Origin of the sequence: Streptomyces boetiae, from assembly GCF_031845405.1 — a bacterium.
Lineage (GTDB): Bacteria > Actinomycetota > Actinomycetes > Streptomycetales > Streptomycetaceae > Streptomyces > Streptomyces boetiae.
Genome location: NZ_JAVREN010000001.1, coordinates 1 through 24,131, shown reverse-complemented (window position 1 = coordinate 24,131; position 24,131 = coordinate 1). Strand labels below are relative to the sequence as shown.

Annotated in this window: 17 protein-coding genes; 6 read left to right on the top strand and 11 right to left on the bottom strand. The window is 76.3% G+C overall.

Annotation, left to right across the window (positions count from 1 at the left end; translation table 11 throughout):
* Positions 1–32 precede the first annotated feature (32 nt).
* On the top strand, positions 33–896 hold the full coding sequence (gene purU / locus RM780_RS00085; protein ID WP_311628283.1) for a formyltetrahydrofolate deformylase: 864 nt from the start codon (positions 33–35) through the stop codon (positions 894–896).
* 104 nt (positions 897–1,000) lie between these two features.
* Here the strand turns inward: purU and RM780_RS00080 are convergent, their stop codons facing one another.
* Complete coding sequence (locus tag RM780_RS00080) at positions 1,001–2,020, bottom strand: zf-HC2 domain-containing protein (RefSeq protein ID WP_311628282.1); 1,020 nt, start codon at positions 2,018–2,020, stop codon at positions 1,001–1,003.
* A gap of 167 nt (positions 2,021–2,187) precedes the next feature.
* Complete coding sequence (locus RM780_RS00075; protein ID WP_311628491.1) at positions 2,188–2,832, bottom strand: RNA polymerase sigma factor; 645 nt, start codon at positions 2,830–2,832, stop codon at positions 2,188–2,190.
* Between the two features lie 392 nt (positions 2,833–3,224).
* On the opposite strand from RM780_RS00075, the gene RM780_RS00070 reads away from it, so the two are divergent.
* Both RM780_RS00070 and RM780_RS00065 read left to right on the top strand, forming a co-directional pair.
* Positions 3,225–3,599 carry an STAS domain-containing protein gene (locus RM780_RS00070; RefSeq protein WP_311628281.1) on the top strand — a complete coding sequence of 125 codons (375 nt, stop codon included), beginning with the start codon at positions 3,225–3,227 and terminating at the stop codon, positions 3,597–3,599.
* A gap of 175 nt (positions 3,600–3,774) precedes the next feature.
* Positions 3,775–4,248, top strand: coding sequence for an ATP-binding protein (locus RM780_RS00065; protein ID WP_311628280.1), 474 nt, complete (start codon positions 3,775–3,777; stop codon positions 4,246–4,248).
* 168 nt (positions 4,249–4,416) lie between these two features.
* Here the strand turns inward: RM780_RS00065 and RM780_RS00060 are convergent, their stop codons facing one another.
* Together RM780_RS00060 and RM780_RS00055 are read right to left on the bottom strand one after the other, a co-directional pair.
* Positions 4,417–5,631: a flavin-containing monooxygenase gene (locus RM780_RS00060; protein WP_311628279.1), complete on the bottom strand. Its 1,215-nt coding sequence runs from the start codon at positions 5,629–5,631 to the stop codon at positions 4,417–4,419.
* 381 nt (positions 5,632–6,012) lie between these two features.
* The gene (locus RM780_RS00055) at positions 6,013–6,663 is read right to left on the bottom strand and encodes a TetR/AcrR family transcriptional regulator (RefSeq protein WP_311628278.1); all 651 of its coding nucleotides are present in this window, start codon (positions 6,661–6,663) and stop codon (positions 6,013–6,015) included.
* Positions 6,664–6,976: 313 nt separating this feature from the next.
* On the opposite strand from RM780_RS00055, the gene RM780_RS00050 reads away from it, so the two are divergent.
* Complete coding sequence (locus tag RM780_RS00050; protein ID WP_311628277.1) at positions 6,977–9,397, top strand: serine/threonine-protein kinase; 2,421 nt, start codon at positions 6,977–6,979, stop codon at positions 9,395–9,397.
* A 308-nt stretch (positions 9,398–9,705) separates the two neighbouring features.
* On the opposite strand, the gene RM780_RS00045 is transcribed toward RM780_RS00050, so the two are convergent.
* Together RM780_RS00045 and RM780_RS00040 are read right to left on the bottom strand one after the other, a co-directional pair.
* On the bottom strand, positions 9,706–12,828 hold the full coding sequence (locus RM780_RS00045; protein ID WP_311628276.1) for an AfsR/SARP family transcriptional regulator: 3,123 nt from the start codon (positions 12,826–12,828) through the stop codon (positions 9,706–9,708).
* Positions 12,829–13,050: 222 nt separating this feature from the next.
* A complete protein-coding gene (locus tag RM780_RS00040) occupies positions 13,051–13,629 on the bottom strand; it encodes a hypothetical protein (protein ID WP_311628275.1) in 579 nt (192 codons plus the stop codon).
* A 167-nt stretch (positions 13,630–13,796) separates the two neighbouring features.
* On the opposite strand from RM780_RS00040, the gene RM780_RS00035 reads away from it, so the two are divergent.
* Positions 13,797–15,569 (top strand): endonuclease/exonuclease/phosphatase family protein, encoded by a 1,773-nt coding sequence (locus RM780_RS00035; protein WP_311628274.1) that lies wholly within the window; start codon positions 13,797–13,799, stop codon positions 15,567–15,569.
* A 75-nt stretch (positions 15,570–15,644) separates the two neighbouring features.
* Here RM780_RS00035 and RM780_RS00030 read toward each other — a convergent pair whose 3' ends face one another.
* From RM780_RS00030 to RM780_RS00010, 5 genes are all read right to left on the bottom strand, one after another.
* Complete coding sequence (locus RM780_RS00030; protein WP_311628273.1) at positions 15,645–16,367, bottom strand: SDR family NAD(P)-dependent oxidoreductase; 723 nt, start codon at positions 16,365–16,367, stop codon at positions 15,645–15,647.
* Positions 16,368–16,823: 456 nt separating this feature from the next.
* A complete protein-coding gene (locus RM780_RS00025; RefSeq protein ID WP_311628272.1) occupies positions 16,824–17,012 on the bottom strand; it encodes a hypothetical protein in 189 nt (62 codons plus the stop codon).
* Between the two features lie 331 nt (positions 17,013–17,343).
* Positions 17,344–17,772 (bottom strand): hypothetical protein, encoded by a 429-nt coding sequence (locus RM780_RS00020; protein WP_311628271.1) that lies wholly within the window; start codon positions 17,770–17,772, stop codon positions 17,344–17,346.
* 198 nt (positions 17,773–17,970) lie between these two features.
* A complete protein-coding gene (locus RM780_RS00015) occupies positions 17,971–20,901 on the bottom strand; it encodes an AfsR/SARP family transcriptional regulator (RefSeq protein WP_311628270.1) in 2,931 nt (976 codons plus the stop codon).
* A 50-nt stretch (positions 20,902–20,951) separates the two neighbouring features.
* Complete coding sequence (locus tag RM780_RS00010; protein ID WP_311628269.1) at positions 20,952–22,472, bottom strand: CehA/McbA family metallohydrolase; 1,521 nt, start codon at positions 22,470–22,472, stop codon at positions 20,952–20,954.
* A gap of 204 nt (positions 22,473–22,676) precedes the next feature.
* Here RM780_RS00010 and cofG point away from each other — a divergent pair.
* On the top strand, positions 22,677–24,131 hold a 1,455-nt coding region (cofG, locus tag RM780_RS00005; protein WP_311628268.1), incomplete at its 3' end, for a 7,8-didemethyl-8-hydroxy-5-deazariboflavin synthase CofG.

The window sequence follows — 24,131 nt, the reverse complement described above, 5'->3', positions numbered from 1 at the left end:
GCACGCCGGCGGGTGTGCCAGGCTAGGGGACCATGACCGACCACCCGACCGAGCGCTACGTGCTCACCCTCTCCTGCCCGGACAAGCCGGGCATCGTGCACGCCGTGTCCAGCTACCTGTTCATGACCGGCGGCAACATCGAGGACAGCCAGCAGTTCGGGGACCGGGACACCGGGCTTTTCTTCATGCGGGTGCTCTTCGCGGCCACCGAGCCCGTCACCCTGGAGAAGCTGCGCGCCACCTTCGCGGCGGTCGGGGACTCGTTCCAGATGGACTGGCAGCTTCACCCGGCGGACCGGAAGACCCGCGTGCTGCTGATGGTCAGCAAGTTCGGGCACTGCCTCAACGACCTGCTCTTCCGCACCCGGATCGGCGCCCTGCCGGTCGAGGTCGCCGCCGTGGTCTCCAACCACACCGACTTCGCCGAGCTGTCCGCCTCCTACGGCATCCCCTTCCACCACATCCCCGTGACCGCCGACACCAAGCCCGAGGCGGAGGCCCGGCTGCTGCGGATCGTCGAGGACGAGGAGGTGGAGCTGGTGGTGCTGGCCCGGTACATGCAGGTCATCTCGGACGACCTGTGCAAGCGCCTGCCCGGCCGGATCATCAACATCCACCACTCCTTCCTGCCGAGCTTCAAGGGCGCCCGCCCGTACCACCAGGCGCACGCCCGGGGCGTGAAGCTGATCGGCGCGACGGCGCACTACGTCACGGCCGAGCTGGACGAGGGCCCGATCATCGAGCAGGAGGTCGAACGCGTCGGGCACGACGTGACCCCGCAGCAGTTGGTCGCCATCGGGCGGGACGTGGAGTGCCAGGCGCTGGCCCGCGCGGTCAAGTGGCACAGCGAGCACCGCGTCCTGCTCAACGGCAGCCGCACGGTGGTCTTTTCCTGACCCTGTCCGGTCGTGTCCGGTCGTTTCCGAACGCCCGGCCTGAACGCCCGGCCTGAACGCCCGGCCTGAACGCCCGGCCTGAACGCCCGGCCTCGGCCCGTCGGTCAGGGCCGGGCGAGCGCGGCGGTGGCCAGGAGCGCGTCGCGCAGGACGGCGGCGTCGCCCGTTCCCCCCGAGGCGGCCTCCTCGGGGGAGATCCGGCCGGCGGCGAGCTGGCACAGGACGACGTCCTCCAGCACCAGGTGGGCCACGGCCCCGGCGGGGGCCGCGCGGCCCACGGGCCCGGCGGGCGCGTCGACGGGGACCGCCCAGTGGCCGCCGCCCGGCCCCTCGACCTCCAGGTGGAGGAGGCGGCCGGGGCGCCCGGCCTCGGCCGGCGCGGGGGCCGAGGCGGCGAGGCTGCCGGGCAGGCGCCGCGCCAGAAGGTCCACGAGCAGCCGCAGGCGGGAGCCCTGCGGGGGAGCGTAGGGGTACGCGACGGCGCGGGCGATGTCGGCGGCGTGCGTCCAGCAGGCGAACGCGCGGTCCAGGTACACGTCCGCGACCGGCAGCCGGGCCTCGCCGCCCGGCGGGGGCGCGAGGGGCGGATAGGCCGTCTCAGGGAGCGTGCGCCCGTGCGCCTGCGGGGCGGCGCGCACCAGGGCCCGCGTCTGCTCGCGCCAGGTCTCCCGCGCGTTCTCGCCTTCGACATCCGGGAGGCCGAGGGCGCGGGCCAGCAGGGCGTCGTCGGCGCGGAGCCGGCCGAGGACCCCGGTGGGGGTCGGTGCGGGGCCCGGGTCGACGGGGGCGTTCCACTCCTCCTCGGTGAGGTCGTTCAGCAGCGCGTCGAGGCGGGCCGCCTCCTCGTCCAGCGGGGCCGCCCACGGCGGCAGCGGGAGCCGGGCCGGGCGGCGGCCCAGGCACTCCTCCAGTACGCGGGCGCGCAGCGTGGGGTCCAGGTCGAGGCCGCGGCGCGGTTCGAGCAGGGACGCGGCGTCGCGCAGCCGCAGCGCCTCCTCGGCGCAGGAGCCGCAGCCGCTCAGGTGCTCCTCGACGGCCTCCGCCTCCGCCGCCGAACAGGCGGCCAGGGCCCAGGCGCCCAGCAGCGCCATCAGCCCCTGATGGGCCTCCTCCGGAGGAGACATCGCCTCACTCGCCTTTCGCTGCGCCGCCCCGCCCGCACGCTGCCCGGGCACCCGGCCACGGCTCCCGTCCGGGGGACGAAGCCCCTGCGGGCCCGGCACGGGCTGCCCCGGCGGGTGACCGGAGCCCGGCCGGGGCCCGCGCTCGGGCGAGCGCCCGCACGCCCCGCTCACGACTCCGCCCCCGGGCGCGCCTCCGGCCCGCCCCGGGGCCCACCCCCAGTCTCGGCACCGGCCCCGGGACCGGTCCCGGGCAAGGGCCCGGGCTCCGCCTCCGCCGCGTACCCCCGTGCCGAGGACAGCAGTTGGAGGCCCAGGCGGAGCCTGCGGTGGGTCTCCGGTTCGGTGATGCCGAGGCGGGCGGCCGTGCGGGCGGCGTCGAGGTGCTGGTAGCGGGTGTGTTCGAGGGCCGCGCGCAGCGGGGTGGGCATCGCGGTGAGGATGTAGTCGGCGCGGGCCGCGGTGGAGGCGGCGCGGATGCGGGCGGCCTGGGCGGCGGGGCCGAGGGCGGGGTCCTCCTCGGCGCCGCGCCGGAGTTCGGCCACGGCCAGGCCGTGCGCGCGGGAGGCGATCCACGAACGCAGCGGGCCGGCGCCCGGGTCGAAGTCCTCAGGGGCCGACCACAGCAGCGCGAACACCTCCCGGGTGACGCGCCCCGGGGCCGCCTCGTCGTCCCACCCCTCCAGGACCCGCTGCGCGATCCCGTGCGCGAGGGCGGCGAAACGGTCGTACACCTCGGACAGGGCGGCGGCCTCACCGCGCAGGAGCCGCTGCCGGACGTCCCGGTCCCACTGCGGCGGCGTCTCGTGCGCCATGGGCATCAGGCCCCCAACTCCCGCGATTCCCGCATCGTGTTCGCGTTGCGTGCGCCTTGCGACAACCTCCGGCCCCGTGCGTACGTCAAATGTAGTGTGCGGGGATGTTCGCGCGCGCCCCTGTGCCCGGATCCCGCGCCCCGCGCCTCCCGACGGACGGGCCGGAAGGGACGTTTCACGCGTGATGGCCGGGAAACTGGGCAGGGCGCTTCAGAGGCTCCGGCGCGGCACCGGGTGACAGCGGGCCACGCGGAACGGGACACTCAGGGACAGTGCCGGACACGGCAGGACACAGCGGGACATGTGACCGGCACCCGTGGGTGTGCGGGACACCAAGGGGACGCGGCCCTCGCGGGCGGCGTCCCGCGGGCCGACAAGAAGGGCTGTGCGGCGTGACGTTGAGAGTGCAGGGTGAGCGGCGGGGGGAGTGGACCGTGCTGCGGGTCGTCGGCGAGCTGGACCTGGTCGCCTCCCCGTCCGTGCGGCGCCACGTCCACGAGGCGGTTGCCGAGGGGCACCGGCGGCTGGTGCTCGACCTCTCCCGGGTGCTGTTCTGCGATTCCAGCGGGGTGGGGGTGCTGGTGGCGGCGCGGCGGCTGATGCGGTCCTGCGCGGGGGAGCTGCGGCTGATCCTGCCCGCCCGGGGCGCGGAGGAGGGCTCGCACGTCAACCGCGTGCTGGCCGCCCTCGGCGTGCGGCGGCTGTTCGACTGCTACCCCGATCTGGAGACGGCGGTGGCGCGGGCGGCCGTCCGCAGCGCGCGCTGAGGCGTGTTCGATGCCGCGCTCTGCGCGTCGCACATGTTTGCCGGGCACTTACTCCTTTGCGCCGGAATATTACTGAAGCGCTTGTTGTCCGACTCGCCCGTCAATCATGCTGTCCTCAGCCGGGGTTGCACCCGGCGTGAGGGGACATGTCCGCCGGGTTCGGATGGTGTGAACGGTGCAGGAGCTGGACAAGCAGTTGGAGGTCGCCGCCGACCCCGCGGAGGTGAGCCGGGCCCGCAGGTGGCTGCGGGCGCAGCTCGGCCGGGGCCAGCCCTGCCCGGTGAGCCCCGACCCCGCGCAGACGGACACGCTGGTGCTGCTCGTCTCCGAGCTGGTGACCAACGCCGTGGTGCACACCGGCCGCCCCGCCGTGCTGCGCCTGACCGCGCCCGCCTCGCCCGGGCCCGGCCGCGCCGTGCCGGTGCGCCTGGAGGTGGTGGACGACAGCGGACGCGCCCCGCGCCCGCGCCGCGCGCGCGGGGAGGACACCGGCGGGCGCGGCCTGGAGCTGGTGGAGGCGCTGGCCGACCGCTGGGGCTGGCAGCAGGAGGGCGGGGGCAAACGCGTGTGGTGCGAGCTGGACTGCGCTCCCACGGACGGCGACCGCGCGGCGCCTGGCGCGAATAGCCCGGTGGTGGCCGGGTATTGACGTTCCGTGGCGGACCGATCACCTTGCGAGGGTTCCCGCCGGCCCGTTGGAGGCCGGGACGGCGGGGGCGCGCGGGTGATGCGCTGCGAGGGGACGCCGAGGCTTGGCCTCGGCGAACGCGGATCACCCGCCGCGGGGCCCCTCCCCGCTGTGGGGAGGGGCGCTCGGTCACTCCGCCGCGCCGGGGCGTGAGCCCCGCCGATCCCGCCGCGAGGGCCGCGCGGCCCTCGCCCGCCGCGGGCGTTCGCGCTGGGTGGCCGAGATGGCGGCGGCGATCCGTCCGGCCTCCCGCCCCAGCCGGTGCAGCGTCCCGCCGGGCGGCGTGCCGAAGCCGGTGAAGTGCAGCCCCGGCGCGGCGGGGTGGGCCCGCCGCCCGGCCGCCGGCGGCAGGCCGGAGGCGTCGAGCACGCCGAGGTGGCCGACCAGCGGCTCCAGGCCCGTGCGGTAGCCCGTGGCGGCGATGACCACCTCGGGCCCTATGGCCTCCCCATCGGCGAGCAGCACCTTCCCGCCCTCGAACGCCACCACCGCGGGCACCGGCTCCACCTCCCCCCGCCGCACGGCGCGCACCAGCCCGTCGTCCAGCACGGGGAAACGGCCCTGCCGCAGCCGCGTGTACAGGCCCCCCTCCGGCCGGGGCAGGCCGTGCGCGGCCAGGTCGGGAATCAGCCGGGCGGCGGGCGCGGCCAGCCGGTCGGCCACCGGCGCGGGCAGCCGCCCCACGAGCGTGGCCCCGCGCTGATAGGGCCAGCCCAGGATCGTCTTGCGCAGGATGTGCGGCGCGGTGCGCACCGCCAGCCGCACCCGCCCGGCGCCGCCCGCCGCCAGGTCGGCCGCTATGTCCGCGCCGCTGTTGCCCGCCCCGACCACCAGCACGTCCCGGCCCGCGAAGCGGGCGGGGGAGCGGTAGTCGGCGGCGTGCAGCAGCTCGCCGTCCCAGGCCGCGGCGCCGGGCCAGTCGGGCAGGTGGGGCGTGTGGTTGCGGCCGGTGGCCACGACCACGGCGCGGGCGCGCAGCTCGCGCCCGCCGTTGGCGCGCAGCAGCCAGTCGCCGGGTGCGTCCCCTGCCGGGTCGACGCGGGCCACGGTGACGCCGGCGGCCAGCTCGATCCGGTGGCGGCGGGCGTAGCTCTCCAGGTAGCGCACGAACTCGTCGCGCCCCACCCAGCGCCCGGCCGAGCGCGGGATGGCCAGGCCGGGCAGCGCGGAGCCGCGGCGGGTGGTGTGCAGCCGCAGGCGGTCGTAGTGCCCGCGCCAGGCGCCGCCGACGTCGGGGGCGCGCTCCAGGACGACGGCTCGCAGGCCGCGCTGGGCCAGCGCGGCGGCGGCGGCGAGACCGCCGGGGCCGGCGCCGACGACGTGGACGGGCGGCGGGGCGGGCATGGCGTGAGCATAAGCGCGCGCACGGGCGCGCGAGCCCGCTTCTCGCAATCGTGATCGGGCGGGAACCCGCCGGTCGGGAACCGGACACCGCGCCCAGGACGACCAGGGGGAACGCCCCGGGTGAACGCCCGGCCGGGGCGGGCGTGCGCTCCGGGACGACGCCCGCGGCGGGCGTTCACCGGAAACGGCCGAGGCGTGCGCGGGCGTGCGCGGGGGCCGCGCGGTGGTGACGGACGGCGACGGCGGGGAACGGAGGGCGACGGGCGCAGGACAGGCGGCGCGCGCCCCTCTCCCCGGCGGCGAAAACGCTCGGCGGCTCGGCCGGCCGGGCGCGGGCGGTGACGGCCGCGGGACGCTTCCGCGGCGGCGCTGCCCGGGGCGTTACTTGGCGGGCTTGCGGCCCGTGACCCCGAGGTGGACGAGCTGGACGAGCGCGGGCTTGAGGTCGGTCTGCTTGGCGCCCAGCGACTGGAGGCTCTTGGGCTGGGAGGAGACCGCGGCCAGCATCGTGACCAGCGACCCCGCGACGGCCGCCGCCGCCGGCTCCTCGCCCGCCGCGCGCCCCCGCGCCCGCTGCGCCTCGATCGCGTCGGCCAGCGGCTTGACCAGGGCGCCCTGCACGCGCGTCCTGATCCGCACGAACCGCCGGTCGCCCTCGGCGGCGCCGAGGTCGATCACCCGGAGAATGGCGTCGTGTTTGCGCCAGAACGCCAGGAAGCCCTCGACGAGGTCCTCCGCGGTCTGCCGCCCCGCCTTCCCGGCCCAGGCCCGGCCCGCCACCAGCTCGTTCAGGCTCGCGCCCTCGCGCACCGTGACCTCCGCGATCTCCAGCACCGCCGCCTCGACGTCGGGGAAGTACTGGTAGAACGTCGCAGGTGAGGTGCCTGCCTTGCGGGCCACGTCGATGACCCGGACGTCGCGGTAGGGGGAGCTGCCCAGCATCTTGCCGAGACAGTCGAGCAGCTTCTGCCGCGTCGCCTGCCCGCGGCGGCCGGCGACCCGGCCGTCGACGGTTGTTACCTGTCCTGTCATGCCAGTCAGCTTATCGACGCGTGATCTAGGCGCGATTTGATCGCATCCGAACGGGGTGAACGCCCCTGGCCCGGGCGTTCCGGACGGCCCTCCCGGGCGCTGCGGGCGGACGGCCGAAACCTTCCGGCGGCGTCGCGCGGGGTGTTCGCGGCGCTACGGAGAATTCCTGACATTTCCTCCAATCCAGACCCCGGGTTCGCCACTGTCGGTCCCGCGGGGAAGAATCGTCGGGTGAGGTCCGCGGTACCGCGTGGCAATGAGATGCTGCACGGGGCGGTGTGAATCAGCGCCCGTACGGGGAGGTGTCCAGCACATGGTGGAGCAGCTGACGCAGCACGATCCGAGGCGGATCGGGCCGTTCGAGGTGCTCGGCCGTCTCGGCGCCGGCGGCATGGGGCTGGTGTACCTGGCCCGTTCCGCGTCCGGCCGCCGCGTCGCGATCAAGACGGTGCGCAGCGAGCTCGCCGAGGACCAGCTCTTCCGGGTGCGCTTCACGCGCGAGGTGGAGGCCGCCCGCGCGGTCAGCGGCTTCTACACCGCGGCCGTCGTGGACGCCGACCCCAAGGCCGCGGTCCCGTGGCTGGCCACCGCCTACGTGCCCGCCCCCTCCCTGGAGGAGATCGTCAACGAGTGCGGGCCGCTCCCCCCGCAGGCCGTGCGCTGGCTGGCCGCCGGCATCGCCGAGGCCCTCCAGTCCATCCACGGCGCGGGCCTGGTGCACCGCGACATGAAGCCCTCGAACGTCCTGGTGGTGGAGGACGGCCCCCGCGTCATCGACTTCGGCATCGCCTCCGGCGTCTCCAACACCCGCCTGACCATGACGAACGTCGCCGTCGGCACCCCCGCGTACATGTCGCCCGAGCAGGCCAGGGACTCGCGCAGCGTCAGCGGCGCCAGCGACATCTTCTCCCTGGGCTCCACCCTCGTCTTCGCGGCCACCGGCCACCCGCCCTACCACGGGGCGAACCCGGTGGAGACCGTGTTCATGCTGCTGCGCGACCGGCCCGACCTCACCGGCCTGCCGGACGAGATGCTGCCGCTGATCGAGTCGCTGATGATGCACAAGGCGGAGGAGCGCCCCTCCCCGGCCGACCTCACCGCCCAGCTCGCCCCGCACCTCTTCGCCGGCGGCGACGACACCGGCACGGCCTCGGCCTGGCTGCCGCCCGGCGCGGTCGCCCTCATCGAGCGGCGCCGCGGGCGCGGCCCGCAGATCGCGCCCGCCGGCCGGGCCGCCCCCTCGCCCGCCCCCTCCTCCGCTCCGTCCCCGGCCCCCGGCGCGCGGGCGGCCGTTTCCCTGCCGACCGCGCCCTCGCCGCCCCCCTCCGCCGCGCCGCCCATGCCCTCGTCCCCGCCCTCGCTGCCGCCGCCGGCCACCCCGGTGCCCGCGGCCGAGGACGCGGTCAGGCTGCCCTCCGCGCCCCGCCTGCCCATCGGTCCGGGGCCGCAGCGCGGCGAGCCCGCCGCCCCCGGCGACCATCTGGTCCCGCACTCCCCGGACTGGGCCCGCCCGCCGACCGGCGCCGCGAGCGCCCCCATGCCCAGCCCCTCCACGGCCCACCCCGGGCAGAGCCAGGCCGCCGTCCGCACGAGCGACCCGGCCGCCCCCGCCCGCTGGCGCCCCTGGCGCTTCCGGATGAACAACGACCTGTGGGGCACCCCCGTCGTCCGCGACGGCCTCCTCTACGTCACCTCCTTCGAGGTGCATGCGCTCGACGTGGCCAGCGGGCGGCGGCAGTTCAAGACCCGCGAGGTCGCCTGGTCGATGGCCGTCACCGGCGGCCGGGTCCTGGCCTCCGACGGCCCCAGCCTCTACGCGCTGGACGCCACGGACGGCTCCGACCGCTGGCGCGTCCCCACCGACTCCTGGATCTACGCGCTGCGCGCCGAGCGCGGCACGGTCGTGACGGCCACGCGCGGCGGGGGCGTTCAGGCGTGGGAGTCGGGCACCGGCGAGCGGCTGTGGGAGATCTCCGGCGCCCAGGCCGACTTCGAGACGCACGACACCGCGCCGGTGGTGCACGGCGGCGTGGTCTACGTCTGGGGCGAGGGCATGCTCTCGGCCCTGGAGGCGCGCACCGGCTCCCCGCTGTGGCGCTACCCGGTCGGGGACACGGCCGCCACCGGCGGGCTGCCCGTGCGGGTGACGCCGACCGACGACGGGCTGCTGCTGGTGTGCGCGGGGTCGCGGGTGCTGGCGCTGGACGCCGCGACGGGCGGTGAGCGGTGGCGCTTCGACGGGCCGGCCGCGATCCTGTGCCCGGCCGCGTACCAGCCGGCCGGCTCCGCCGCCGCCGGGGTCTACTTCACGGACTACCGCGGCATGGTCTACGCCCTCGACCTCGCCACCGGCGCGGACCGGTGGGGCATCGCCACGGAGGCCCGGCAGTCGGCGGAGCCCGTCGTGGTGGCCGACGGCCTGGTCCACCTGGGCAGCGGCGTCGCGATGTACACGCTGGACGCCGTCAGCGGCACCCCGCGCTGGCGGTACGCCGTGGGCGGCGCGATCGTGGGCGCGCCCGTGGTCTCCGACGGCCGCCTGCACTTCGGCTCCGAGGACCACTGCCTCTACACGCTGGACGCGGTCAGTGGCCGCCTGAGCTGGAAGCTGGAGACCGGCGGCGCGATCACCGGCACCCCCGCCGCCGCGAACGGCATGATCTTCGCCTGTAGCAAGGACCACTGCGTCTACGCCCTCGACGCGGCCCGCGGCACGCGCCAGTCCTCGCAGTAGCGTTGCGGCCTGCGGCCTGGGCCCGGCGCGTCCGCCGCGCCCTCCGAGGCTGCGCCCCGCCCCCTGCCGCTGCGCGGCTCCGGGACGTCGTCCCCGAGAAGGGCGCCCCTGCGCGGCCCCGGACGTGAGGCCCGGCGGGCGTCCGCCGCCGGGCGGCTTCGGGCCTGCGGCGCGGCAGCTTGCCCCCGCTGCCCGTTTCCGGGGCTGCGCCCCGGCCGCCTGTCGCTGTGCCCCGGCCGCCTGTCGCTGCGCGACATCCGGCCTGCCGCCCCGGCGCGGGCCGCGCGCCGGCCGCGGGGCCGCCGCGCTCAGGAGGCCTCGTCCACCGTTTCCTCCGCCGGCCCCGCCGGCAGGGCCCTGAGCAGGTCGCGGACCCGCGTCGCGTCCGGGTGGGTGATCTCCTCCAGGAGGGACAGGGCCTGGCGGAGGGTGCGGCGGGCGTCCTCGGGGCGGTGGGCGTCGCGTTGGGCCTCGGCCAGGCGCGTGCGGGTGGCGGCCTCGGTGACGCGCTCCTTGCCCGCCCGCCACACCAGCGCCTGCTCGTAGTAGGCGATGGCCTCGGCCGGGCGGCCCAGGCGGTGGTGGATGTACCCCAGGCTGTCCAGCGTCGCCGACTCGCCCATCACGTAGGCGTATTCGCGGTGGATCGCCAGCGCCATCTCGCAGTAGCGCCGCGCCTCCTCGAACGCCCCGAGCCGGGCGTGGTTCCAGCCGACGTTGTTGAGCGCCTGGGCCTCCCCGACCCGGTTGCCGATGGTGCGGAAGAGGGCCAGCGCGCGGGCCGAGTGGTGCAGCGAGTCCTCGAAGCGCCGCTGGGAGCCCATGGCGATGTCCAGGTGCAGGTGCGCCACCGCCTGCCCGAGCCGGTCCTCCAACCGCTCGAACAGCTCCAGCGCCCGCTGCCCGTGCGCGTGCCACGCCCCGAAGTCGCCCTGCTTCCCGCAGGCTTGACCCAGGTAGAGGTGGGAGAGCGCCTGGTCGGCCGGGGCCTCCCGGCGGCGCGAGGCGGCCAGCGCGACCTCGTGCGTGGCCAGCTGGTGGCGCGTGTGCCCGGACTGGTAGAGGAACGCCCGCGCGGCGTGCGGCAGTTGGGTGGCGTGCGCGTCGAAGCCCGCCCGCTCGGCCTGCGCGATGGCGGCCAGCAGGGCGGGCAGCTCGGCCGCGAACCAGGCGCGCGCGGCTGCCGCGTCGGCGTGCCCGGTGACCGTCACGCCGGGGCACGCGGCCCCCGGCTCGACCGGGATGCCCACGTGCGGGTTGAGGAGCCGGTCCCCGGCCACGGCGCTGTGCACGTAGTGGTCGAGCAGCCGGTGCAGCGCCTCGCGCCGGTCCTCCTCGGTGTCCAGCTCCTCCGTCAGCTCCCGCGCGTACGCCCACAGCAGGTCGTGACAGCTGAAACGGCCCGGCGCGCGCTCCCCGACGAGGTGCGCCCGGACCAGCTCCGCCAGCAGCCGCCGCGCCTGCCCGGCCGGAACCCCCGCCAGGCTGGCGGCAGCCGCCACGGTCAGCTCCGGCGTCTCGCGCAGGCCGAGCAGCCGGAAGAGGCGGGCGGCGGGCCCGGTCAGCGCCCGGTAGGACCAGGAGAAGACGGTCCGCACGTCCGTGCTGGGGTCACCGCTGTCGAAGAGGTCCAGCTCCTCGCCCGCCGCCTCCGGCTCCCGGGCGGTCAGCGAGGCCAGCGTGAACGCCGGGTGCGTCGCCGCTCGCGCGGCCACGATGGCCAGCGCCAGGGGCAGCCCGGCGCACATCGCCACGATGTCGTCCACGATGCGGTTGACGGCCGTCGTCCCGGCCGTTCCCGCGCCGGGCTGCCTTCCCGCGCCTGACGTTTCCGCACCCGGCGGCGGCACCGCGCCGGGCGCCGGCTCCGGCCGGGACATCTCCGCGAAGGCCGCCGCGCAGGCCGCGCCCGCCTCCCCCCTCATGCCGGCCAGGCCCGCGCCGAGGCGGCGGAGCAGGAGTTCGCGCGACCCGGCGGCCGAGAGCAGGTCCAGCGGGAGGCGGTGCGCGCCCTCCGCGACGACCAGGCCCGTCAGCTCGTTCCGGCTGGTGATCAGCACCAGGCAGCCCGGCGAGGTCGGCAGCAGCGGCCTGACCTGGTCGGCGTCCCGGGCGTTGTCGAGAACGATCAGCATCCGCCGGTCCGCCAGCAGGCTGCGGTACAGCCCGACCTGAGCCTCGGGCGCGTCCGGGATCCGGTCGGGCGCGACCTGGAGCGCGTCGAGGAACGCCCGCACCACGTCCGCCGTGGACAGCGCGGTGCCGGTGGGGCCGAAGCCGCGCAGGTTGACGTAGAGCTGGCCGTCGGGGAAGCGCGCGCGCTCCCGGTGCGCCCAGTGCACGGCGAAGGCCGTCTTGCCCACGCCGCCTGTGCCCGCCACCACGCAAATGACAGGCGATCCCGGGGCGTTGCGCCTCAAACCCTGCTCGGCGAGCGTGCTGAGCATGGCAAGCTCCGCGTCGCGGCTCGCGAAGTGCTCGATGTCGGGGGGAAGTTGCTTCGGAACGGCCAGCGGGGCAGGGGCAACCCTGGCGAACGCCCGCCGCTGGGGCGGCACTTCGGCCGGGCGCTGTGCCGGGACGGTGGCCGCGCGGGGGGCGGTGCGCTCCCGGGCCCCGCCGGGCCCGGCGTCCCCGGCGAGCACGTCCTGATGGGCGCCGCGCAGCGCCTCGCCCGGCTCGATGCCCAGCTCGTCCACGAACCGCCGCCGCACGCGCCGGAACAGCTCCAGCGCGTCCGCCCGCCGCCCGCTGCGGTGCAGCGCCGTCAGCAGCAGTGTCGCCGGGCGTTCGCGCAGCGGGTGGGCGGCGACCAGCGCGGACAGGCCCGCGACCGCCTCGTGCGGGCGGTCAAGGCGCAGGTCGAGCGCCGCGCGCTCCTCCTGCGCGGACAGCCGCTCCTCCTCAAGCCCCGGCGCAACGGCCTCGGCCAGCCAGCTCCCCGAGACCTCCGTCAGCGCGGGGCCGCGCCACAGGGCCAGCGCCTCGCCCAGCAGGCGGTGGCCGCGCTCGGGCTCCTCGGCCTTGGCGCGGCGGACCAGCTCGCGGAAGCGGTGCAGGTCGACGCGGTCCCGGCCCACCCACAGGCAGTAGCCGGGGGAGGCGGTGGCCAATTCCGCCGGGGGGCCCGCCGGACCCTCCCCGGCGCCGAGCCCCGCCAGCAGCCGCCGCAGCCGCGAGACAATGCCCTGCACGGCGTTCCGGGCCGAGCCGGGCGGCTCGTTCCCCCACAGCGCGGTGACCAGGCGGTCCATCGGCACCACCCGGCCCGGCTCCAGCAGCAGCATGGCCAGAACGGTGCGCTGCTGGGCCGTGGTCGGCCCCAGCAACGCGCTTCCCCGCCACAGCCCGACAGGCCCCAGCAGCCGGAAGTCCGCCACGCTCTCCCCGAGTCCGACGCGTTCCCCGTGCTCCGTGCCCACCGCCTCCACGTACGCCCCCTACCTTTCTGGCCGTTGACGCCGGGGTTCAGCGGAATATCAGCATGAATTCAGCCGCGCCCACCAGCCTATAGAGCGAGCGCACTCCCCCGTCGCTCGGTTGATGCGGCAGGCGCGAGCACGCCGCAGGGGGAGAGACGGGCAGCCTGTGCCCGTCTCTCCCCACCACAAGTCGGCCACCGCTTCGGGTGGTTCAAGCGGCCCGGAGGCCGCTCACGCGACGTCGCGGCGGCGGTGCCGCCCGGGCTCGGCCTCCTGCCCGGGGCGAGGGGCCTCCGGGTCCTGGGGCCACGGGCCCTGACGCACCTCGCCGTTGGGGCCGGCGGGCTCGCCCCGGCGCGCGGTCGGCGCGGGAGCGGGGGCGACGCGGCGTTCCCGGACGTGGCGCCCGGCCATGCCGGAGGCGCTGAGCAGCAGCAGGACGCCGGAGGCGAGCGCCGCCAGAGCGGGCCACTTCAGGCCGTCCGCGCCGATGATCAGGTTGTCGTTGATCAGGTAGCGCCGCACCAGCCACAGGACGGTGAAGCCGAGCGAGGCGATGCCGCTGAGCAGCATCAGCAGGCGGGAGCGCAGCAGGATCGCGGCCACCGCGAGAGCCGCGGCCACCAGCATGGGCAGGAACATCCCGCCCCACAGGCCCGGCGTGGTGCCGGAGATCCCGTCGCCCGTGAAGAGCGTCGTCCACCGGTAGTGCCGGCCGTCCCGGCCGCCGTACCAGTCGAAGAAAACGCTGGCCAGACCGACTGCGGCACCGATCAGCGCCAGCACGAAGCCAAGCGTGTTACGCAACATGACAAGCCTCCTCGGCGGGGCCGCTCTCCCCTGCGCCCGCTCTGGTCTGTCGAGATTCCTTGGGCCGTCCGGCCCTTCTGTTGTCCCTCTCCCGACGCTACGTGCCCTCCGGCGAGCCCGCACCCCGAACGGGCCTGGCCCGCTTGCGGGCACTACTCTCACCGCCCATGACCTCCGTGTTCCCGGCCGCCGTCGCGCTGGCCGGCCTGGTCCTGCTCGACCTGCTGCGGGGGGCCGCCGCGGCCGGCTCCCCGGCCGCGATCCCGCTCGCCCTGGCCGCCGCCGCGGGCGCGGGGCCGCTGGTGTGGTGGCTGGGCGCCCGGCGGGCCGTTCCCGCCGCGCTGGGCGCGCTGGCGGCCGTGCGGCTGCTGACGCAGCTGCCCGTCGCCCGGACCGCGCCGGTCCTGGCCCTCGCCGCGGGCGTCGCCCTGGCCGCGCTGCTGCTCACCGTCCGCCGCCTGGCCGCCACCTCGGGCAACGGCCCCGGCCGGGCGGCCCGTGCCCTCGCGCTCGCCGTCGCCGCGGACGTTGCCCTGCGCCTGGTGACGGACCTGCGCGGGCCGCTGTGGCTGGGCGGGGCGGCGGGCTGGGCCGCGGCCCTGGCGCTGACCGGGCTGCTGGCCGCCGCCGCGCTCCGGGCCGACCGCGTCCCGCCGCCCGCTGGGCCGGCCGGGGGAGCGGAGCTGGCCCTGCTGGGCGCGGCCGTCGGCCTGTGGGCGTGGCTGCTGGCCTCGCCCGGCTGGCTCGGCGCGCAGGCCGGCCTCTCGGTCCAGGCCGCCGGGCTGTGGGCGGCGGCCGGGGCGCTGCTGGGCGTGGCCGCGCTCTCCCTGCCCCAGCCCGCCTGGGCCGCGCCGGGCGCCTTGCTGCTGGCGGCCGTGGCCTTTCCCGCGCTGCCCGCCGCGGCGTTCGCGCTCGGACTCGCGGCGCTCCCCGCCGCGCTGCGCGCCGCCCTGCGCGTGCCCCGGCTCACGACCGGGCGCGGGGCGCTGGCGGACCTGGCCCTTGCGGGCGCTGGCGCGGGGCTGGCCTGTGCGCTGCCTGCGCTCGCCCCGCGCGCGGGCGGGCTCGTGGCGGTCCTGGCCCTCGCGGGGGCGGCGGGCTACGCGGCTCTCGCGGCTGGACCCGGGGCCGGGAACGCCGCGCTCCCGCCGTTGCGCCACGCCTACCGCCCCGTCCTGGCCGCCACGGTCCTGCTCGCGCTGCCCCCGCTGGCCGGCGCGCTGCGCGCCGCGCCCGACCCCCTGCCCACCGACACCGCGGGCGGCACCTACCGCGTCCTGACCTGGAACGTCCACGGTGCCCTGGACCGCGGGGGCGAGCCCTCCGCCGCCGCTGTCGTGGACGTCATCCGCGGCTCGCAGGCCAACGTCGTGCTCCTCCAGGAGGTCCCGCGCGGCTGGACCGGCTCCGGCGGGCTCGACCTGGCAGCCTGGCTGGAGCGCCGCGTGGACGCGACCGCCGTCTGGGCCGAGGGCGGCAGCCCGCAGACCGGCAACCTCCTCCTCACCAGCCTCCCCGTCGTCGACCGCGCCAACGGGGGGCTCCCGCACGGGCGTTCCTACGCCTCGGCCACCGTCCGCCTCACCGACGGCGAGACATCCCGTGTCACCACCACGCACCTCGACGGCGCCGAGGACCCCGGCGCCCGGCTCGCTCAACTCGGGCCGCTGCTGCGCGCGGTCGGCCCCGACCGGGCCGCGGTCCTGGCCGGCGACCTCAACGCCCGCCCCGGCTCCCCCGAGACCCGCGAGGTGACGGCGGCCGGGCTGCGCAGCGCCCAGGACGAGATCGGGGACCCGGACCGGGACACCGCCCTCGCCCCGCCCCGCCGCGTGGACTGGATCCTGGGTGCGCCGGGCGTCTCCTTCGGCGAGTTCGAGATCCTGGACTCCGACGCCTCCGACCACCTGCCGCTGGCCGTCACGGTCTACCTGGACTGAAGCAGCCGCCTGCCTGGAGCGAAACGGCCGGGCGCGCCCCGGCCCCGGCCGTTTCCCCCGCGTCCGTCCGGGCGTTCAGGCCAGGCCGCCGGTGGCGCGGATGTTCTGGCCGGTGATCCAGCGTCCGTCCGGGCCGGCGAGGAACGCCACCACGTCCGCGATGTCCGAGGGCTGGCCCAGCCGTCCCAGCGGCGTGAGGGCCGGGACCTGCTCCAGCGCCTCGGGCGCATTCGCCCCGCGCAGCAGCTCCGTGTCCGTGGCGCCGGGGGAGACGACGTTGACCGTGATCCCTCGCGGCCCCAACTCCTCCGCGGCCACCGCGGAGAGTTGCTCCAGCGCGCCCTTGCTCGCCCCGTACAGGGCGAAGCCGGGCGCGGGGCGCACCGTGTTCATGGACGAGATGTTGACGATCCGTCCGCCGTCGCTCATGTGCCGGGCGGCGTACCGCATCGTCAGGAACGCCGCCTTGGCGTTGCCCCCCAGTACCCGCTCGAATTCCTCCTCGGTCGTCTCGGCGAGCGGCGTGGGCCCGGACACCAGGGCCACGTTGTTCACCAGCACGTCCAGCCCGCCCAGCAGCTTCTCCGCCTCGGCCATCAGCCGCTCCGCGGCGGCCGGATCGGTGAAGTCCGCGCGAACCCCGCGCGCGCCCCCCGGCGCCGCCCCCGGCCCCGCGGCCGAGGCGTGGCTGAAGACAACCCGCGCCCCGTCCCGCACCAGCCGCTCGACGATCGCCCTCCCAATGCCCCGCGACCCCCCGGTCACGACGGCCGCCTTGCCCTCAAGCGCACCTGTCATGCCCCCGACCCTACGACGCCCCGCCCGGGTACGGACCAGAGCGCGTCGGGGAAAAGACGCGGGGTTGGGAGAGCCGCAGACACGGAAAGGCCGCCCGGCGGGAGCGCCGGCCCCCACCGGCGATCCCGGCCGGGCGGCCGGGCCGCAGACCTGGCCCGGCCCGGGCGGCGCCCCCTCCGCGCCGCCCGGGATCCGGACGTCTGCTCCGGGGTCTGCCCAGCGGCTCCCCCGTAGCCGCCGAACAGACCCGCGTAGACCAGCCACGCACCCCTGTGCGGCTGGTGACTACGAGCATGGCAGTCAGGCATAAACAAGCGATAAACGCTGGTCGCAGGCGTGATCCGGGCCTCGGGGCCGCCCTCGGTGCCCTCCGGAGAACGACAGCGGGCCGGCCCCGTGGTGACAACGGGAGCCGGCCCGCCTCCTGACCGCAGGGCCCGGACGTGCGCCGCGTGCCTAGGACACGTGCGTGTCCAGCGGCCGGATCGCGCCCGGCCCCTCCTCGGCCTGGCCCCCCGAGACGTGCGTATCGGTGGGCGAGACCGTCCTGCTCATGTGGTGGTCCGCCTGCGCGGCACCGGCCGCGCCGACGACTATGCCTACGGCCAGCCCGGCCACTGCGGCCATTCTCTTCCAGCGCGTCATGCTCAGCTCCTCAAGATCGTGTCGTCCTGGTGGCTTCACCGGGGGCGGGCCGTCCCCCCACGATGAGCCGCGCCCGGCGCGGGCCGGGCGCGGCCGAAAGCGCGTGCCAGATGTACCTGCCCCATCCTCCGGCCTACTAGGGCGGAAGCGGAGATTCCGGGTGCGGATATGCGCCGGAGACGGGCGAGATGTGACGCGTCGATGGCCGAAAAGTGTGCACGCGGGCACGGGGCAGGGCCGGTTCCCCGAAGCCGTGGGAACCGGCCCTGCCGACTGCGTGCTGTCTCCCCCCGGCCGTTCGCCGGCCCGGCGACGGCCCTCCGAAGCGCCCTCAGGAAGGGCGCGAGTCCGCCGGGGCCGGGCGGCGGGGCGGGACGGCGTCCCCCGCCGGCTCGCTGGAGGCGTGGTGGTCCGAGGGGGTCACCGGCCGCGGCGGCCGGGTGAGCCGGGGGTCGTCCTTCTTGCCGTCGGCCGGGGCGGGCTTCCTTCCCCCCGCCTGGGCGGGCTTGCGCTGCCCCGGGACGGTCACGGCGGCGCTGTCCCCGGCCTCGTCCGCGGCCGTCTCCTCCGCGTCCCCGTCCCGGCCCGCGTCGACGGGCTCGTCCGAGACCTGCTGGTCCTGGGGCCTCGGCCGCGGCGGACCGGCCACCGCCGGCTCGCTGGAGGCGTGGTGGTCCTTCGGCGCCACCGGCCGCGGCGGCTTGGCCGACCCGCTGCCGGGCTCGGTGGTGGTCTCACTCTGCACAGTTATGTCGGTCATGTCTGCTCCTGCACCTGTCGTCGTGGTAGGCACGAGATGCGGTGAGGCCGGCCATTGATTTCCCCATGTCCATGGCCTTTGGGTCCCAGCCGCCGCCAGCCCCCCCGCTTGCGGCGGCGCTGGATGCGCAGCAGCGTGGCACGGGCCCCATAAACGATGGTTGAACGCCCCCCCTTGGGCGCGCGGGCTGTTGCGGTCTCAGACGCCGACAGCGCTCAGGAGGTTCCGGGCTTCTGGCGCCTCCGGGCTGTCCAGCTTCTCGAAGATCGTCAGGGCGTCCTTCCAGCAGGCGCGGGCGCGGTCGGTCTGGCCGAGGTCGCGCAGGGCGCGGCCGAGGATCAGCAGGACGGTGCCGCGGCGCCATTCGCCGCCGATGCCCTTGAGGGCCAGGGCCTGTTCGGCGTGGGCGGCGGCCTCGGCGGGGCGTCCGTCGGCGTGGTGAACCTCGGCGATCCTGAAGTGGGTGACGCCCTCCCAGAGCCGCTGCCGGTTGCTGCGGAAGTCGGCCATGGCCTGGTTGAGTTCGCCCAGCGCCTCGGCCGTGCGCCCGGCCTGGTTGAGCACCACGCCCAGGGTGTAACGCCCGTTGGCCCGCCGCATGGCCAGGCCCGCCGCGTCGTAGATGGCGATGCCCTCCCGGGCCAGGTTGACGCCGCTGTCCAGGCGGCCGAGCGCCACGTGCACCCGGGCGAGGTTGCACAGGGCGCTGGCCTCGCCCGGCCGGTTGCCGTCCTCGCGGTAGGCGTCGACGGCGTGGTTGAGATACGCCTCCGCGTCCCGGAAGCGCGACTGGTAAATGGCGACGATGCCCCGTCCGTTGAGCGCCTCGCCGGTGGCCAGGGGGTCCTCCGCCGCCGTGGCCAGCAGGAGGGACCGCTGCGCCTCGACATCGGCCTGGTCGAAGCGGCCGGCCACGACGTGGTGCCTGCTCATCAGTCCGTGCAGCCGTCCCTGCGCCCGCTCGTCCTCGGCCTGCTGCGCGGCGTCCAGCAGGATGTTGACCACCTGTTCGTGCTGGATGGAGTACGCGCCGGACTCGGCCAGGTCCTCCGTCGCGTAGAGGGTGTCCACGGCACGGCGCAGGAAGTGCTGCCCGCTCACACGGGAGGCCCGGACGCAGGCCAGCAGACAGGCCGCCTCGGCGAAGAGCCATTCGAGTGCTGCCGCGCTGTCGGCGAACTCCAGCCCCGGGTACGCCGCCCGCTCCAGGTGGTCCGCCACCCTGTCCCCCGGCCGCTGCATGCGGTAGACCGCCGTGGCCGTGGCGAGGTAGTGGTCGAGGAGCCGGGAGCGGGCCGACTCGCGTTCGCTGGGGGGCTGTTCGTCGCGTTCGGCGCAGGCGCGGGCGAAGAGGCGGACGAGGTCGTGGAGGCGGTAGCGGCCGGGGGCGGCGGATTCCAGCAGGGAGGTGTCGACGAGGGATTCGAGGAGGTCTTCGGTGTCCTCGGGGTCGCGGTCCAGGAGGGCCGCGGCGGCGGCGACGGAGATGTCGGGGCCCTCGGTGAGGCCCAGCAGGCGGAAGGTGCGGGCCTGTTCGGGTTCGAGCTGGCCGTAGCCGAGTTCGAAGGTGGCCTTGACGGCCTGGTCGCCGGCCTGGAGTTCGTCCAGGCGGCGGCGTTCGTCGGAGAGCTTGCGGGCCAGGGCGGCCACGGTCCAGGTGCGGCGGGCGGCCAGGCGGGAGGCGGCGATGCGGATGGCCAGGGGCAGGAATCCGCAGGCGGCGACCACGTCCATGGCGGCCTGGCGCTCGGCGCCGACCCGGTCGGCGCCCACGATGCGGGTGAAGAGGGTCAGTGCCTCTTCCGGGCTCATCACGTCCAGGTCCACCAGGTGCGCCCCGGCCAGGTCCACCATCCGCACCCGGCTGGTGATCAGCGTGGCGCAGCCGGGCGTCCCGGGCAGCAGGTGGCGGACCTGGGCGGCGTCCCGGGCGTTGTCCAGCAACGCCAGCACCCGCCGCCCGTCCAGCAACGACCGGTACAGCGCGGCGCGTTCGGCCAGGCCGTCGGGGATGGAGTCGTCGGGCGTGCCCAGGGCGCGCAGGAACGCCCCGAGCACCGCGCCGGGGTCGGCGGGGGCGGGGCCGGCGCCCTGGAGGTCGACGTAGAGCTGGCCGTCGGGAAAGTGCTCGCGCGCGGCGTGCGCCACCTGCACGGCGAGGGTGGTCTTGCCCACCCCGCCGATCCCGGCCACCGCCGAGACCGCCATCACCCGCCCGCCCGCGGTGGCCAGTTGCGCGCCCAGCTCCGCGACGAACGACGCCCGGCCGGTGAAGTCGGGGACGGCGGCGGGGAGCTGGGCGGGCCGCACGGCCGGAGCGGCCTGCCCGGCGGCCGGGCCGGCGAGGTTGAGGGAGGCGTCGGCGGTGAGGATGCGCTGGTGCAGCTCCGACAGCTCCGCGCGCGGCTCCACGCCCAGCTCCTCGATCAGCAGCCGCCGGGCATCCGCGTACACCGCCAGCGCCTCGGCCTGCCGCCCGCTGCGGTACAGCGCCAGCATCAGCAGCTCCCGCAGCCGCTCCTGGAGCGGGTAGTGCGTGGTCAGCGCGGTGAGTTCGGAGACGGACTCGGCGTGCAGGCCCGCCTCCAGCCCGGCCTCCAGCCGCTGCTCCCGCAACGCCAGGCGCTGCTCGGCCAGCCGGTCGCGCTGGGAGTCCGCCTCCGGACCCGGCACCCCGCCCAGCGCCTCGCCCTCCCACAGCTCCAGCGCCTCGCCGTAGAGCACGTGCGCCGCCGCCGGGCGCCCTGCCGCCGCGGCCCGCTCCGCCCGGGCGGCCAGCTCGGTCACCGTGTCCAGGTCCAGCTCGTCGGGCGGCCCAAGCCGCAGCGCGTAGCCGCCCGGCTCGGTGACCAGCACGTCGTTGCGCGGGGCCAGCGCGCGGCGCATGCGGGAGGCGTAGGTGCGCAGCACGGGAAGCGCCTGCGGCGGCGGGTCCTCGCCCCACAGCGCGGAGATCAGCTCATCGACGGTCGCCGTCCGGCCGCGCCGCAGCAGCACCGCCGCCAGCAGCGCGCGCTGCTGAGGGGAACCCGACGGGAGCGGCCGGTCTCCCTGCCAGGCGTGGACCGGTCCCAGGACGGCGAAACGCAGAACAGTGTGGCCCCCCGTGGTCCCCTCACCAACGGTCATGGTGTCCTCTGCTTCTGACCTACTGAACCTATGGAGCAGAACGTTGGAGTCTATAGGCCACCGACGCGGTCGAGAAAGACCGGATTGGTCATGGCCGCCATGGCTCCAGGGAGGCCCGGCACCCCGCCGCCGACGGGAGCGTGGCGGACCTCCGCCCGCACGAAACCGACGTTCGAGACGGTGGTCTGCCAGGTTACGGTTCCGGAGCCGTCCGGCGCGAGTGCGTAACTGCGCATCAGCCCTTGGTCGGTGAGCAGCCGTGCGCTTCCGCCGGCCGGTCCGCCCCGGACGGCGAGGCGGACGGTGACGGGCGTTCCGCCGGGGGCCGCGAGGCGTCCGCCGATGCCGGCGTGCCGGCCGCGCGCGTCGCTGACTCCGAACTCCAGTTCAACGGAGGAGGATTCGGCGAGGTAGCTGCGCCCGGCGGAGAGCCCGGCGAGGATGTCGCGGCGGGTGAGGCCGTCCGCGAGGACGACGGTCTGCGGCAGTCCCACGACCTGCGGCTCCCGGTGCGCGTCGCTGTTGCCCATCGCGGGCAGCCAGTCGCCGCCCGCGCGCAGCAGGGTCTCCCAACTGGCCAGCGACAGCTCGTCGTCGGCCGTCCAGGGACCGTTCCACAGCTCGACGGCGTCGGCCTCGCGGAAGCCGAACTTCCAGGAGCAGCCGATGCACGTGGCGTGCGCGTGCGCCGGGACGACGAGCCCGTTCGCCTGGTGGACGCGGCGCGCGAAGCGCCCGTACGCGTCGTCCCGCGCGCGGTAGCGCCAGTCCACGAACGTCCCCGGGTCGATGCCGAGCGCCAGGTAGTGGCCGTTGCGGGTGGTCACCTCCTCGCCGCACAGCACCAGCAGGTCGTCCCCCCACAGGCCCTGCCAGGCGCCGTGCCCGGAGGTGGTGTTGTGCTCGGTGGTGACGATGAAGTCGAGCCCGGCGGCACGGGCGGCGGCGGCCACCTCGGCGGGCGTGCGCTGCCCGTCGGAGTGCACGGTGTGCAGGTGGCAGTCCCCGCGGTACCAGGCGCGCCCGCGCCCGGTCGCGCGCTCCGGCGGGTAGACGGGGCGGGGCGTGCTCCCGGCCGTTCCGCGCTCCAGGGTGACGGTCACCTCGTAGTCCAGGCCCTGGGGCGCGACGGTGTAGGGGCCGAGGATGACGTGCCAGGTGCCGGGGTTGACGGGCCCGGCGAGGTAGCCGGGGGTGGCCTCCTCGGCGCTGATGGCGAACTCGGTGCGGAAGCCGCCGGACCAGCCGCGGAAGCCGGCGCCCGGCAGGTCGGTGCCGCGCTCGTCGAAGATGCCGATGTCCAGGGCGTTGCCGGGCGTTCCGGCCGGGACCTGCGGCCGGTCGTAGCGGTAGGAGACGGCGATCCGGCGCACGCCGCGCGGGACGAGGACGGGCAGGTGGACGAAGTCCGGGGCGCCGGTGTCGAGATGGCCGCGCACGGTGCGCGTCGTGGTGGCGCCGTCCCCGCTCTCCTCGCCGGGGGCGGCCCGGGCGAAGTCCAGCGGGGCGAGGGTCACCGCGGCGGTCGCGCCCGTGGTGGCGCCGATTCTGAGCATGTCACGTCGGTTCATGGAAATGTCTCCGATCGTTCATGTCCGGGAGGGAACGGTCCGTCGCGGCACACGGGCGCGGCGCGGGCGGGACGGACGCGCGCGGGACGGGGGAGTGGACACGCTGACACGCCCGGATGGCGCCCAGGGGAAGCGCGGGGGAGGAGGCGGCGCACAGCGGGCGACGCCGTACCCGCGCGGGGGGTCCGTCTCTATGCTCGGGGCATGACGCGGAGAACGACTGCCGGGCCGCAGGAACCGACGGCGCCGGCGCCGACCCCGAACGCCATGCGGCGCGCCCTGCGCCGCGCCCGCGACGGCGTGACCCTGGACGCCGCCGAGGCCGCCGTGCTGCTTCAGGCCCGCGGCGAGGACCTCGAACGGCTGGCCGAGGCCGCCGGCCGGGTGCGGGACGCGGGCCTCGAAGCCGCCGGACGGCCGGGCGTGATCACCTACTCCAAGAAGGTGTTCATCCCGCTGACCAGGCTCTGCCGGGACCGCTGTCATTACTGCACGTTCGTGACCGTCCCGGGCAAGCTCCGGGCCGAGGGACATGGCCTCTTTCTCTCCCCGGACGAGGTGCTGGACATCGCCCGCCGGGGCGCGGCCCTGGGCTGCAAGGAGGCCCTGTTCACCCTCGGGGACCGGCCCGAGGACCGCTGGCCCGAGGCCCGCGAGTGGCTGGCCGCCGCCGGGTACGAGGACACCCTCTCCTACGTCCGGGCGATGGCCATCCGGGTGCTGGAGGAGACCGGCCTGCTGCCGCACCTCAACCCCGGCGTCCTGTCCTGGACCGACTTCCAGCGGCTCAAGCCCGTGGCCCCCTCGATGGGCATGATGCTGGAGACCACCGCCACCCGCCTGTGGTCCGAGCCCGGCGGCCCCCACCACGGCTCCCCGGACAAGGAGCCCGCCGTCCGCCTGCGGGTCCTGCACGACGCGGGCCGCTCCAGCGTTCCCTTCACCACCGGCATCCTCATCGGCATCGGCGAGACCTACCAGGAGCGCGCCGAGTCCATCCTGGCGATGCGGCAGGTGGCCCGCGCCTACCGCGGCATCCAGGAGGTCATCGTCCAGAACTTCCGCGCCAAGCCGGACACGGCGATGCGCGCGGCGCCCGACGCCGGGCCGGCCGACCTGGCCGCGGCCGTGGCCGTCACCCGCCTGCTCCTCGGGCCCGCCGCCCGCGTGCAGGCCCCGCCCAACCTGGTGGACGAGGAATACGCCCCGCTGATCCGCGCGGGCATCGACGACTGGGGCGGCGTCTCCCCGCTCACCCCCGACCACGTCAACCCCGAACGCCCCTGGCCGCACATCGAGGAACTGGCCGCCCGCACCGCCGCCTCCGGCTTCACGCTGCGCGAACGCCTCACCATCCACCCGGAGTTCGTCCTGCGCGGCGAGCCCTGGCTCGACCCCAGGCTGCTGCCGCACGTCACCGCCCTGGCCGACCCGGACACCGGCCTGGCCCGGGAGAACGCCCTGCCGCGCGGCCTGCCCTGGCAGGAGCCCGACCGGCCCCTGACCGCCGCGGGCCGCACCGACCTGCACCGCACCATCGACACGCAGGGCCGCACCGGCGACCGCCGCGCGGACTTCGAGGAGGTCTACGGCGACTGGGCCGAACTGCGCACCCTCGCAGAAGCCACCGCCTCGCCCACGGACGCGCCGGGTGAACGC

What these genes read in the sequence shown, in the direction of transcription:
- RM780_RS00035 (WP_311628274.1), top strand. Translation starts at nt 13,797, where the DNA reads ATGACCTCCGTGTTCCCGGCCGCCGTCGCGCTGGCCGGCCTGGTCCTG.
- RM780_RS00060 (WP_311628279.1), bottom strand. Translation starts at nt 5,631, where the DNA reads ATGCCCGCCCCGCCGCCCGTCCACGTCGTCGGCGCCGGCCCCGGCGGT.
- RM780_RS00075 (WP_311628491.1), bottom strand. Translation starts at nt 2,832, where the DNA reads ATGGCGCACGAGACGCCGCCGCAGTGGGACCGGGACGTCCGGCAGCGG.
- RM780_RS00055 (WP_311628278.1), bottom strand. Translation starts at nt 6,663, where the DNA reads ATGACAGGACAGGTAACAACCGTCGACGGCCGGGTCGCCGGCCGCCGC.
- RM780_RS00010 (WP_311628269.1), bottom strand. Translation starts at nt 22,472, where the DNA reads ATGAACCGACGTGACATGCTCAGAATCGGCGCCACCACGGGCGCGACC.
- RM780_RS00030 (WP_311628273.1), bottom strand. Translation starts at nt 16,367, where the DNA reads ATGACAGGTGCGCTTGAGGGCAAGGCGGCCGTCGTGACCGGGGGGTCG.
- purU (WP_311628283.1), top strand. Translation starts at nt 33, where the DNA reads ATGACCGACCACCCGACCGAGCGCTACGTGCTCACCCTCTCCTGCCCG.
- RM780_RS00020 (WP_311628271.1), bottom strand. Translation starts at nt 17,772, where the DNA reads ATGACCGACATAACTGTGCAGAGTGAGACCACCACCGAGCCCGGCAGC.
- RM780_RS00080 (WP_311628282.1), bottom strand. Translation starts at nt 2,020, where the DNA reads ATGTCTCCTCCGGAGGAGGCCCATCAGGGGCTGATGGCGCTGCTGGGC.
- RM780_RS00050 (WP_311628277.1), top strand. Translation starts at nt 6,977, where the DNA reads ATGGTGGAGCAGCTGACGCAGCACGATCCGAGGCGGATCGGGCCGTTC.
- RM780_RS00015 (WP_311628270.1), bottom strand. Translation starts at nt 20,901, where the DNA reads ATGACCGTTGGTGAGGGGACCACGGGGGGCCACACTGTTCTGCGTTTC.
- RM780_RS00025 (WP_311628272.1), bottom strand. Translation starts at nt 17,012, where the DNA reads ATGACGCGCTGGAAGAGAATGGCCGCAGTGGCCGGGCTGGCCGTAGGC.
- RM780_RS00040 (WP_311628275.1), bottom strand. Translation starts at nt 13,629, where the DNA reads ATGTTGCGTAACACGCTTGGCTTCGTGCTGGCGCTGATCGGTGCCGCA.